Origin of the sequence: Kitasatospora sp. NPDC097643 (assembly GCF_040302625.1) — a bacterium.
GTDB lineage: Bacteria > Actinomycetota > Actinomycetes > Streptomycetales > Streptomycetaceae > Kitasatospora.
Genome location: NZ_JBEOSA010000074.1, coordinates 1 through 11,840 on the forward strand (window position 1 = coordinate 1; position 11,840 = coordinate 11,840).

Consider the following 11,840-nt stretch of genomic DNA (forward strand, 5'->3'; position numbering starts at 1 on the left):
CCACTTCCTGCACCAGTACAACTACCATCGCTGCCACACCGCACTCGGAGGCAAGCCACCGATCAGCCGCGTGAACAACCCCGCGGGTCAATACAGCTAGTCACCTGGTGACCCAACCGGCCGGGGAGCCGTACCTGCCACCACGGCTCCCCGGCCTGTCGCCGCCGCACGGGCGCAGCCAGGCGGTAGGAATGGCACCGGGACCGAACCGCACCACGCAGGCACGCAGTCACCGGTGGACCACCCGATCCTCGACCAGATCCGCGAGCTGCGCGCCGAGTTGGCGCCCGGGGACACCGCCCCGGCCCTCGTGACGGCGCTCGCCGACGGCCGGGCCCCGCGGGCCGTCCTGGCCGAACTCGCCGCCCAGCAGCACCGGATCATCACCTCCGACCGGCGCAGCCTGCTGCTGCTCGCCACCCGCTGCGCCGACCAGCCGGCGGGCGCCCGGTTCGCCGCCCTGGCCGACGGCGAGAGCGCCGCCCTGCGCACCCTGCCCGCCCTCGCCACGGCCGTCGGCCCCGACACCGAAACCCTGAGCGGCGAGGGCCCCGGTGACAGCCGCACGGCCCGTCCCCCGCTGCCCGGCTGCCAGGCCTACCCCGCCTACCTGGCCTGGCTCGCGCTCAACGCCCGCCCCGCCGCCGCGGCCGCCGCCCTGGTCGCCGACTTCGCCGCCTGGGGCGAATGTACAGGCTTCCACCTTCGTCCGGGCCGGCGGAAACGCGAACGGCTCGCCAGCTACGCGCTCGTCGCATGAACCCGGAAGCCCCGCTCCGCCGGTCTTCCGAACGGTCGGCGGGGCGGGGGCCGGCGGGCCCTCACCGCTGGCTGGACCGGAGCCGACGGGACCTCCGCACACCTGGCTGCGGGCGTCGTTCCGCTACCCGCGACCGAGGCCGGCAGGCACGGCGGGAGCGTCGTAGGTGTCATCACCCTGAGCAGCCGTGCCCGTCACCGGAGTTCGGGATGCGCTACGGCTGGTATTGGAAGGCGACCCCGTTGCTGGTGCCGCCCGGGGAGTGGACGGTGACGGTGGCCGGGCCGACGGCACCGGCCGGTGAGGTGGCCACGACCATGGTGTCGGCGACCGCGGCGAAGGACGCCGGAGCGATGCCGAAGGACACTGCGTCGGTGTAGGTGAGGTTGCTTCCCCTGATCAGGACGTCGTTCCCGCCGGATACCGAGCCCTGCGCCGGGCCGAGGGAGTTGATGACCGGTGGTGCGACGTAGATGTAGTAGGCGTTGCCCAGCCCGACGGTGCTGGTGCCACCTGGTGTGGTGGCCGTGACCAGGACGGTCCCCGTGTCGGCAGGCGCGGTGACCGTGATCTGACTGTCGGAGATCACCGTGATGTTGGTGGCCGCGGTGGACCCGAAGTGCACGGCGCTGGTGAGAGCCAGGCCGGAGCCGAAGAGGGTGACGGTGTTCCCGCCGCTGGTCGGCCCCATCGTCACGTTCAGGCCGGTGACGGCCGGGGTCATGAGGTAGAAGTACGGCAGCGGATTGCTGGTGCCGACCCCGGTGGTAACCGTGACGTTGACCGACTGCGCCGCGCCTGCGGGTGCCGTGACCGTGATCTGGGAGGCGGTGTTGGCGGTGATCGCGGCGGTGTGGGTGCCGAACAGCACCGAGGTCGCCCCCGACAGGCTGGTGCCGGAGATGGTGACGGTGTTCCCACCGCTGGTCGGCCCCTGGTTCGGGGTCACGCTGGTGATCACGGGTGCGCCGAGGTAGGTGTACGTCACGCTGTTGCTGGTGCCCGCCGAGGTGGTGACGGTGACGGGGACGGAACCGGTGCCCGCGGGCACCGTCGCCGAGATCTGGGTATCGCTGACCACCATGAACGGTGCCGAGGTGCTGCCGAAGTGCACCGACGTCGCGCCGGTGAACCCGGCACCGTTGATCGTCACCGTGTTGCCGCCGCCCGTCGGCCCGGAGGCCGGGCTCACCGCGGTGATCGCGGGTGGGACGGCGTAGGTGAAGGTGACACCGTTGCTCGTGCCGAGCAGCGTCATGACGGTGACGGCGACCGAACCGGTGCCCGCAGGAGAGGTGGCGATGATCTGGCTGTCGCTGACCAGCACGAACGACGATACCGGCACGGTTCCGAACTTCACCGAGGTCGCGCCGATGAAGCCGCTGCCGTTGATCGTGACTGTCGTTCCCCCCGCGGGCGGCCCGTGGTTGGGGTTGATGCTGCTGATGACCGGAGACATCGGGCACTCCTTCGGGTCGGGAACGAGGCGTGCCCTGGCTGCCGTGCGGCAGCCAGGGCACAGTGGGTGAGCGGCCGGGGCCCGCCGGATCCGCACCGATGGCGACGGTGACGCGGCTGCCCGCTCGTTCGTGTCCGGGTTCGGGTCAGGGCTCAGACGACGACGAATTCGTCGGCCACGACGACCCCGCTGGTGCCGCCGTCGGGGGTGGTGACCTGGACGTCGTAGGTTCCCGCCGTCAGGGCGGGGACGTCGCAGGAGAGAGTGGTGTCGTTGCTGACGTTGACGTTGGTGGCCGAGACGACCGTGGCGCCGGAGGTCAACTTCACGGTGCTGCCGACCGCGAAGCAGGTGCCGGAGACGATCACCCCGGCGGTGGGGGTGCCCGTCGTTCCCGCACTGGGATTCACGCCGGTGACCGTCGGCGCCGCGTTGTAGGTGAACTGACCGGCCGGTCCGGTCGGGGCGCTGGTGCCGCCCACGTTGGTGACCTGGACGTCCACCGAGTCGGTGCAGTCGCTGAAGGCGCCGTGGGCCGGCGCGGTGGCGGTCAGGTGGCTGTCCGACAGGACGGTGGGGACGGCGGTGCCGGCCGAGCCGAAGGCCACCGAGGTCGCGGTTGCGAAACCGGTGCCGAAGACGTCGATGACCCCGGGTGCGGCGGGACCGGCGCTCGGGTTCACCGACGTGACCGTCGGAACGGCGACGTAGAAGAAGCTCTTGCTGTTGCTGTTGACGCCGGAGACGGTCACGCTGACGTTGGCCTGACCGGCGCACCCCGGCGGGGTGCTGAAGGTGACGGAGGTGCCGCTTGCCGTGGTGGGCGTGACCACGCTGCTGCCGACGTTCACCTTGGTGGTGCTCAGGCTCCCCAGACCGGTGCCGGTGATGGTCATCGTCTGGCCCGCGTGACCCGAGGTCGGCGAGATGGAGCTGATGATGGGTGCCATGACTGATCTCCTTTGCTGTGGCTGATGGCGCTGTGCCCAGGTCACCGGAGCTGCCGAATCGGCAGTCCGCCGCACCGGGCGTGATCGGGTTCCGGCAGGTCGCAGGACAGGGCTCCGCAGCGTCGCCGGAATCGGGCCACGGAGTCGCTGACCGGCTGGGTACCGGACGGGAGCGGGCCCTGGGATACGGCGCGGGCGGCGTGGTTCTACCGCGCCGTTGACCTGTGGTTCGGATGGACGGGTTGGGTGTCCAGTGGTGCCGCCGCCGAGCCTCAGCAGAGCTCGGGCAGGTGCGGGGTGGCGGCACAGTTGTCCGGGGGTGTTGCCGCAGACCCGGTGGCCACCAACGTGACGGAGCCTGCGTTCTCGTGGATGCCGCCGCCGTCGACCGTGGCGGTGTTGCCGGTGACGCTGCCGGCGGTCATCGGCAGCGCGGTGTCGGTGCAGATGCCGCTGCCGGACGGGGCGCGGCTGGTGCGCACACCTCCGCCGCTCACGAAGACCGACCCGCCGAGGTTGGCGATGCCGCCCACCCCACCCTGAAGCCGGCATCGCCCTTGCCGATGGTGGCCGTGGTCAAGGCCAGCCGACCGTGGGCGGCGGGGGATTGCGAGGCGCGTCCGCCGCGCCGAGGGCGCCGGTGAGGGAACGGGTGCAGAACGGTGCCACGGCCGGACCACCGCCCGGCGGCGTTGGCGGCATTGACGGCGCTGACCAACGCGGTTCCGCTGGACGGCACGATCACCGCCTGCGCCGCACGCCCGGTCTGCCGCCGGGGAGGTGAACACGGGTGCACGCACCGACAGCGCCGGTCCCGAGCAGTACTCGAAGTATGTTGGCGGCTCGCAAGAACGCCTCCTCGGACGTATAAGCCACCTCGTCAGCCGGGTGCACTGGGAAAGCACGCCGGGCGGACAGTCCTCCGATGGGGCGCCCTCGCGGGCCTGGGACAGGCACCCACCACCACATACCGATGGGCTGCCTTCCCCAACGGAGGGGTGGGCAGCCCCTGATCGCATACCACGAGTAAGTCAGCTGAACCGCCACACACGCAAGAGGCGCGGCAGTGAGTCACTCGTTCGGCGGAGCGCACCATCGGGTTGCAAGGGCGCCGCGATCGCAACCCTGCCGATTGTCGGCGACGGTTGAAGGCGGTTCTGGACGATTTCCGGTGCCAGAGCCACAGAGCGTCACCGGAACCGCGATCACGAACGGTCGTGGCTGGCGCTCTCCACCAGGACTCCGAAGGACGGGGACCTTGTCCTCCTGGACGCCCGTGCTCCAGTCCCTGAGCCTTCGTCCGCGGCGGTCGTTCATCAGCTCGGCGAAGGTTCTGACCTGCTCGGCGGTGGCCGCGGGCGGCGGAACGCGCGCCGGGATCTCCTTGAGCTGCTGGGCGCTTTCGGGTCGGCAGACGGTCGGGGTGGCGAGTGATCCGCTGGGCACGTCCCTCGCGGAGGGCTTGCGGCGGGGCGGGTCCTGGTCGGGGAACGCCTCCCGCAGCCGGCGCACGTAGACACGCACGATCTGCTCCTGACCGGGGAATCCGCGTTGCCGGATCTCCTCGAACAGGCGCGGGGCAATGGTGTGGCCCTCAGCGAACTGCTCGTGGAGTAGGGCTTGTAGGGGTCGAGGATGCCGGTGCGTCATCGGTCGGACGGCAGGTCAACCGCACGGCGCGTCTCGATGTCGACCAGGACCGTGGTGTGAACGTGCCCTCCGCGAGCTGCAGCGCGCTGGACCGGACCTCGTCGACCGCCTCAACCCGGGCAGTCACCTTACTCATCCGGCGCTACTTCCGTGATCGGGAGAACACCGATGACCGTGCGGACCCCGCCGAAGGCAGTGCTTCGACCCAGGCAAGTCCGGTGCGGCTACGGGATGATGATGCCTGCGCTGGCGGTGGAGGGCAGCAGGGTGGGCGTGCCGGCGAAGGCGGCGGTGTAACCGCCGTTGGCCAGGATCAGCGGGAAGGTGATCGCCTCGGGGAGCTGGGCGATGCCTTGGGCGTTGGTGGTGGCGGAGCCCAGGACCTGGCTGCCGGTGCTGAAGGTGATGGTCCGACCGGGAACCGGCAGTCCGGTGACCAGGTCGGTCAGGATGGCGTTGAGGAACGGGTAGTACACGTGCGGCGGGAACAGCTTGGTCAGCGCCGGGGTGGCGGTCAGCGAGGTGGGCACGACGTAGGTGAAGCCGTTGACCAGGCTGGCGGTGCCGCCAGGGGTCGTGACGGTGACGGTGGCCGGTCCGGGCGCCCCGGGCGGGGTGGTGGCGGTGATCTGCGTGCCGGTGGCATTGACGCTGACGCCCGTGGCGGGGTTGCCGCCGATGGTGACGCCGGCGCCGGTCAGGTTGATGCCGGTGATGGTCACGACGGTTCCGCCGGTGGCGGGTCCCTGGTTGGGGCTGATGCCGCTCAGCGTGGGGGCGAACTGGATGACGCTGACGTTGGCCGACGCGATGTTGGCGACGTAGACCTTGCCGTTGGGGGCGATCGCCACGCTGATCGGCTGGCTTCCGACGGGGATCGGGGCGCCCACTACGGTGTTCGTGGCGGTGTCGATCACCGAGACACTGTTCGCCCCCCGGTCGGCGACGTAGGCGTTGCCGTCGGGACCGACCGCTATTCCCCACGGGTTGGAGCCGACGGGGATGCTGGGGACCAGAACGGTGTTGGTGGTGGTGTCGATGACCGTCACATCGTTGGACCCGATATTGGCGACGTAGGCGTGGCCGTTGGGCGCAATCGCGATCCAGTTCGGCTGGCTTCCGACGGGGATCGGGGCGCCCACCACGGTGTTCGTGGCGGTGTCGATCACCGAGACACTGTTCGCCCCCCGGTTGGCGACGTACGCGTTGCCGTTGGGGGCGACGGCGATCCCGACGGGATTGGAGCCGACGGGGATCGGGGCGCCCACCACGGTGTTCGTGGCGGTGTCGATCACGGACACGCTGTTAGCCGAGAACCGGCTGACATAGACGTCACCGCTGGGGATGACCACCACCGCGGCCGGACCGCCGGCCAGCGGGATCGGGGCGCCGACGAGGGTGTTGGTGGCAGTGTTCATCACCGACACGTTGTTCGAGATGTTGTTCGGGATGTAGGCGTTGCCGTTGGGAGCAATCGCCAGCCACGCCGGGGTGGTGCCGCCTTCGGGGATGCTCGGGATGGCGACGGTGTCGGTGCTGGTGTTGATCAGCGTCACGTCGTTCGAGCCACTGTTGGTGACGTACAGGCCGCCGCTGGGGATGAATGCCAGCCCGACAGGATTGGAGCCGACCGGGACCGTCGGGTCTACGGGGCCCGCCGCCACCTGGCCGGTGGTGGCGTGGCCGGAGGGGGTGGCGATCTGCAGCAGTTGCCGCGCTGATGCCTGAACGTCCGTATTCATGGGGCCCCTTCGGTAGGGGCCGCCGCGCGGCCTGTCGAGCCTCCGTACGGGACTCGCACAGCGGCCGGATCCTGCTCCGGGGCTCGTCGACACAGCTGGGCAGAAATGCCACGGGCCGCTCACCCCGAGGAGGGATGGGCGGCCCGTCGGTTGAATCACTCTCTTCATCTCCGCATCGCCGATGGATGAAACGTCTTCGGAAGATTTCAAGTCCCCGCCGGCAGTAAGGATTTCAGGTCCAAGGCGCTATGGTCCGCTCGACGACCGGCTCCCGGAGCGGGCTGTCCTGGTTTTCCCGGCCGGGCTTCTGCTTGAGGCATTCGCAGGGTGTCCGCCCGCCGAGAGCGCCGTGGGGCGGTGGTATGAGACGTTCCCGGCGACCTGATTCATTTGACTGGGCCATATGGGTGACTTTTCGTCAATATTGTTGCTCCATATCCATTCTGTCGGGTTAATGATGACGTCTGAACCGGCGGGCCGCCCATCCCGTGCCGGGAAGCTCAACTGGCGGCCCGTCCGTTCTTTTTTCCAGCCCCCGCTCCGCTCGGACACCGGGGCTGATTCGTTCGAGCCAGCCTGGCGTCAGCTGCCGGCACTCGCCAATGCGTCCAGACACGTCGTAGTCGCAACTGTGTCGGTACCCGCGGCCCCGGTTTCTGTCGTCCCGTCCTTCGGTCTCACCACGGCCGGGTCGAGGCAGTGGCCGGACAGCCGACGGGACCGGGTCGGTCGCCGCGGCCGAAAGGCCGTTCGGCCGCCATCACCGTTCTCAGACAGGAGACACACACATGAACGCATCCGGGCATGCGGCATTCCTCGCGCCGAGCCTCACGCTGCCCTGGCCGTTGCCGCCCGTGCTGCTCGCGGACAACCCCAACGCGGGGCCCGTGGCCGGCGGCAACACCGTCAGCCTCACCGGTCTGGGTCTCAACAGTGCCACGCAGGTTCACTTCGGAACGGCTCCGGCCACAGTCGTGGCCGGCGACGTCCTCGGCTTCAGCCTCGTCGTCGTGGCCCCGCCCGGAACCGGCACGGTGGCGGTGACCGTCACCACCCCGAACGGCACCAGCAACCCCGTGGCCTACACCTATCTGGCGACTCCGCCGGAGTCCGTGCCCAGCCCCACAGCCATCCTGCCCACCTTCGGCCCGGTCGCCGGCGGTACCACGTTCGTCATCAGCGGTACCGGGCTCGCCGGGGCGGCCGTGGCCTTCGGCGGCGTCGCGGCCACCGTGCTGTTCAGCACCACGAACGTGATCGTGGGCCTGACCCCGGCGCACGTCGCCGGCAACGTCCCCGTGTCGGTGGTCACCACCGGCGGATCGGCGAACGTTCCGGGCGGCTTCACCTACCTGGCCGCGCCGGTCATCACGGCCACCATCACCCCGTCGATCAGCATCCCGGCGGGCGGTGCCGTGTTCACCATCGCGGGCACCGGCCTCACGGGCGCCACCGTGACCGTCGGAACCACCACGGCGACGCTCACCGCCAACACCGACACCCTCATCACCGGCATCATCCCGCCCGGGACCGCGAGTACCACCGTCACCGTCACCGTGACCACCCCCGGCGGCACGGCCGTCGCAGGAACCATGACCTACCTGGGCGCGCCGGTCATCACGGCCACCATCACCCCGTCGGTCAGCATCCCGGCGGGCGGTGCCGTGTTCACCATCGCGGGCACCGGCCTCACGGGCGCCACCGTGACCTTCGGAACCACCACGGCGACGCTCACCGCCAACACCGACACCCTCATCACCGGCATCATCCCGCCCGGGACCGCGAGTACCACCGTCACCGTCACCGTGACCACCCCCGGCGGCACGGCCGTCGCAGGAACCATGACCTACACCGCCTGATCGACTCGGCAGCCGGCCTTCGGAAGACATTCCGGAGGCCGGCTACCCGCATCGGAACGCTGATCCTCTTCAGGCGGGCACTGGCTCGGCCGGGTGACGGCCGGGCATTCGGAGTGTGCACTCATCAAAGTGCTCAGCCACGCAGTCTGTCGCCATCGCCTTCGCGATACCGAGGGTGGCGACGAATGCGGCAGGCTGGACAAGACTCAAGGTCGAGCCCTGGCCAGCCTGTCACATGACAGACTTACACGATCTTTTGTGCGTGTTTGACCCCACCGGCCCAAACCGCTGGGAGTGGCGGCGCGGGGTGGCGGCGCGGCATGAGCAACCCCGGAAACGGGATGCTTCAGCGCCCTCGCACGCTGGTCCGGGAGACGGTTTGGCGCGACCGGCGGGTCAGAACTTGGTCGTCACGGTGGCGCCGGTGAAGGCGCTGGTCGCGTGGAGGGTGATGTAGTTCCAGCCGGCCGGGGGGTTGGTGATGGTGAGGGTGTGCGGGCCGTTGCCGGTGGCGGAGGCGGTGTTGGCGCTGCTGTCGGCCCAGGTGGTAGGGCTGTAGTAGAGGTCGGTGGTTCCGGTGCCGGGGGTGGTCGTGATGGTGAGGTTCTTGGTTCCGGCGGGGATGTCGATGTAGAGGTAGCTGTTGTCCCGGGCGGCGGCGGTGAGGTTGGATCGGCTGCAGTTCTGCGCCAGGCGGCGGGTGTCGTCAGCGGTGCACTCGGCGGTTGAAGCACCGACCGCGACCGTCTGATCGGCGGTTGCGGTGGCGCCGGCCTTGTCGGTGACGGTCAGCCGGACGTGGTAGCTGCCCGGCTTGGCGTAGGTCTTGGTCGGATTGGCATCGGTGGAGGTGGTGCCGTCGCCGAAGTCCCACTTGTGAGCGGTGATCGCCGCGGAGTCTTCGGTGGTGTCGGTGAGCGTGACGTTCATGCCGTTCGCCTTCGCGGTGAAGGTGGCGGTGAGCGGCTTGCCGGAGGTGTTGCACGCACCGGCGGCGCATTCCTTGAGCCACTTGGCCCAGTCGGCGTCGTAGCTGGTGCCGATGGAGTTGATCAGGCCGAGTGCGGCTTTGTAGTCACCGGATCGGTAGTGGCCGAGCAGGGTATCGATGTCGGAGCGGTGGTGCTCCATCATGTAGCGCACCGCGAGGTAGCCCCAGGGGTAGATCCGGTCCGTGCCGCTGCTGTAGGTGTTGGCGAAGACGGTGCTGAGCGGGTAGCTGCCCTTGGCCGCATCGGCGACCGCCGCGGTGTCGGTCACGCCGCGGTAGCCGTAGGACTCGTACTCGGCGAAGCCTTCGATCCACCAGATGGTGCCAGGGGTGGCGGTTGTGGCGGCGAAGTCGCCGGCGGTGTTGAAGCGGCCGTCCAGGTAGTGGGTGTACTCGTGGTTGAGGTTCCAGATCTGGAAGCTCGGGCGCAGCCAGTCGGCTTCGTAGGCGACGAACCGGGCGTGGTTGTCCGGCTTGGAGGGGTCGCCTTCCTCGTAGATGCCACCGTTGTTGGTGTCGACCCCGAAGATGACGTTGGCGTAGGTCTGGTAGTCGCTGGTGGAGTGGAAGACGTCCACCTCCATGGCGCTGTTGTGGTCGTCGGGCAGCGGGCCGGGGTCCTTGGCGAGCTTGTGGAAGTAGGCGTTCTCGCCGGTGAGGCTGTCGCAGGTGCTGAGCAGCTGCTCCTTGGTGAGCGCCTGGGTCACGATGTGGATCGTGCCGCACTGGTAGTCGATGGTCAGAACGGCCTTCTTGAGCCGGTTGGGGAGGTCGCAGGTGCCGTAGTCGGAGCAGTTGTTCTGGTCGTTGTCGTTCGCCTGGCCGGCGATGCCGACCCAGAGGGGGGCCGTGGGGCCGGTCATCGAGGACTTGGCCAGCAGGTTCTTGATCATCGGGCGGACGGTGGGGGTCAGGGTGCGGTCCTGGAGGAACCGGGCCAGCTCGGTGCCGGCGTTGGACGCCAGGTAGCTCTGCGGTCCGCCCAGGAGGCCGAGGTTGGTATTGGCGAAGGTCTCGAGGGTGGTGAGGATGGAAGGGTCGGCTTCGGTGGCGGTGACGAAGTCGGGGTTCTGGTGGCCGCGGAAGAGGACGGTGTAGACGTTGTTGACCGCGGTCAGCATGTTGTACGACTGGTTGTACGAGCTGTTGTAGCCGGTGAGCAGCTTCTTGAGGACGGGCAGGTAGCGGGCGTTCTGGCCGGCGCTGTCGATCAGGGTGACGGCTTCCGAGAGGACGGCGCCGTTGGCGTCGGTGGCGTCCAGGCTGTGCACGTTGGCGAAGAAGGAGTCCAGGGCGGACTGGATCGCGGTCTGCAGAGCGCCGCCGTAGGTACCGACGTCGGATTTGTGGTTCCACTGCACGTAGTAGCCGGCCCGGAGGTAGAGCACGAGCTCCAGGACGTGGGTGCTGTTGTCCCCCTGGTAGTTACGGGAGGCGGCGGCCAGGGCGTCCGCCACCGTGGTCATCTGCGACTCCTGGAAGGCCAGGTGCGCGTCTGAACCGGTGATGTTGAAAAGGCCGTTGATGCAGTCCGGGCCGACGGACTGGATCGCCTGGATCAGGGCGCCGCCGGTGTTCGCGGTGAAGGCGCTGGTGGAGCAGGCGGCGACGCTCGCCTTCGGGCCGCCTGCCTCTCCGGTCGTTGCCTTCGACTTTGCCGCGGCGGGCCTTGCCGGGCTGCCGTAGTTCTGCTGCTGCGCCTCGGTGTTGGACGGCAGAGGTCGACGGTCCTTGGGACGCACCCGCTTCGCGTCGTCCTGGACGGCTTCGGTGGCCGGCTGGGGTGCCAGGCCTGGGCGGGGAGCATCGGCCTTGACTTCGGGGGACGGGCTGGTGAGCCCCGCGTGAGCGCTGCCCGGCCCGTTGGCGGCGATCCCGACCCCGGCGGTCAGCGCGAGGGCGGCGGCTATCAGGAGCTTGGGCAGCTTGTTGCGGGCGTGTGCGGCTTTCATCGGTTCTCCTGGTGTGGGGGCAGCACCGTGCGGCGCGGCCTCGTGGGGAGGCTGCGCAACGAGATGATGCTTCGTCAATTTTCCTGACACGCTTGGCCCGTGTCGGTTGCGGTGCGCCGAGCCGATGGCTGGTCCTGGCCGATCGCAGGCTCGGCGATGAGTCGACTGACAGTCAGTTCGGGAATCGTCCGTGGCGGGACGGGGTGCCGACGATGACGCTCGCCGCTACCGAAGTGGCCACCGGTACGGGGCCGTTGTCGCGCCCGCATACCACTCGCTTGCCGGTCATGTGCTCTCCTCGTCGGCAGATGGGGTGGTTTGCTGCCGACGTATGGGAGATCGGGCACGGGGCTGCGGATAACGGAAAGTGTGCGAGATCCTAAGGATGGCTGGACGCGGACGCGCGGTCCGAAGCGCTCGACCGCAGGCGGGAGGCGGTCTGGTCAGGTGTCAACTTCCCAGCGGTGAAGGATGATC

The 11,840-nt window shown here is 69.2% G+C and carries 8 protein-coding genes and 1 pseudogene; 3 read left to right on the forward strand and 6 right to left on the reverse strand.

The annotated features are described in order from the left end of the window. Positions 1–100, forward strand: a pseudogene (locus ABTY15_RS33500) (IS481 family transposase); the annotation flags it as partial. 135 nt (positions 101–235) lie between these two features. Beyond that, positions 236–760: a TenA family protein gene (locus ABTY15_RS33505; RefSeq protein ID WP_350604058.1), complete on the forward strand. Its 525-nt coding sequence runs from the start codon at positions 236–238 to the stop codon at positions 758–760. Between the two features lie 214 nt (positions 761–974). Here the strand turns inward: ABTY15_RS33505 and ABTY15_RS33510 are convergent, their stop codons facing one another. The 5 genes from ABTY15_RS33510 to ABTY15_RS33530 all read right to left on the reverse strand — a co-directional run bounded on the left by ABTY15_RS33510 (position 975) and on the right by ABTY15_RS33530 (position 6,561). Then, positions 975–2,219, reverse strand: a complete 1,245-nt coding sequence (locus ABTY15_RS33510) for an IPT/TIG domain-containing protein (protein ID WP_350604060.1) — start codon at positions 2,217–2,219, stop codon at positions 975–977. A 152-nt stretch (positions 2,220–2,371) separates the two neighbouring features. Further along, positions 2,372–3,169, reverse strand: coding sequence for an IPT/TIG domain-containing protein (locus ABTY15_RS33515; RefSeq protein WP_350604063.1), 798 nt, complete (start codon positions 3,167–3,169; stop codon positions 2,372–2,374). A 272-nt stretch (positions 3,170–3,441) separates the two neighbouring features. Beyond that, on the reverse strand, positions 3,442–3,702 hold the full coding sequence (locus ABTY15_RS33520) for a hypothetical protein (RefSeq protein WP_350604065.1): 261 nt from the start codon (positions 3,700–3,702) through the stop codon (positions 3,442–3,444). A 538-nt stretch (positions 3,703–4,240) separates the two neighbouring features. Further along, positions 4,241–4,819 (reverse strand): hypothetical protein, encoded by a 579-nt coding sequence (locus ABTY15_RS33525; protein ID WP_350604069.1) that lies wholly within the window; start codon positions 4,817–4,819, stop codon positions 4,241–4,243. Positions 4,820–5,043: 224 nt separating this feature from the next. Next, on the reverse strand, positions 5,044–6,561 hold the full coding sequence (locus tag ABTY15_RS33530; protein WP_350604072.1) for a virginiamycin B lyase family protein: 1,518 nt from the start codon (positions 6,559–6,561) through the stop codon (positions 5,044–5,046). A gap of 788 nt (positions 6,562–7,349) precedes the next feature. Here ABTY15_RS33530 and ABTY15_RS33535 point away from each other — a divergent pair. Beyond that, positions 7,350–8,420, forward strand: coding sequence for an IPT/TIG domain-containing protein (locus ABTY15_RS33535; protein WP_350604076.1), 1,071 nt, complete (start codon positions 7,350–7,352; stop codon positions 8,418–8,420). Between the two features lie 396 nt (positions 8,421–8,816). Here the strand turns inward: ABTY15_RS33535 and ABTY15_RS33540 are convergent, their stop codons facing one another. Next, positions 8,817–11,363 carry a collagenase gene (locus tag ABTY15_RS33540; RefSeq protein ID WP_350604079.1) on the reverse strand — a complete coding sequence of 849 codons (2,547 nt, stop codon included), beginning with the start codon at positions 11,361–11,363 and terminating at the stop codon, positions 8,817–8,819. Positions 11,364–11,840: the final 477 nt, after the last annotated feature.

Bases quoted from the DNA above. Each gene is read 5' to 3' on its own strand.
- ABTY15_RS33510 (WP_350604060.1), bottom strand. From the start codon at position 2,219: ATGTCTCCGGTCATCAGCAGCATCAACCCCAACCACGGGCCGCCCGCG.
- ABTY15_RS33530 (WP_350604072.1), bottom strand. From the start codon at position 6,561: ATGAATACGGACGTTCAGGCATCAGCGCGGCAACTGCTGCAGATCGCC.
- ABTY15_RS33515 (WP_350604063.1), bottom strand. From the start codon at position 3,169: ATGGCACCCATCATCAGCTCCATCTCGCCGACCTCGGGTCACGCGGGC.
- ABTY15_RS33540 (WP_350604079.1), bottom strand. From the start codon at position 11,363: ATGAAAGCCGCACACGCCCGCAACAAGCTGCCCAAGCTCCTGATAGCC.
- ABTY15_RS33535 (WP_350604076.1), top strand. From the start codon at position 7,350: ATGAACGCATCCGGGCATGCGGCATTCCTCGCGCCGAGCCTCACGCTG.
- ABTY15_RS33525 (WP_350604069.1), bottom strand. From the start codon at position 4,819: ATGACGCACCGGCATCCTCGACCCCTACAAGCCCTACTCCACGAGCAG.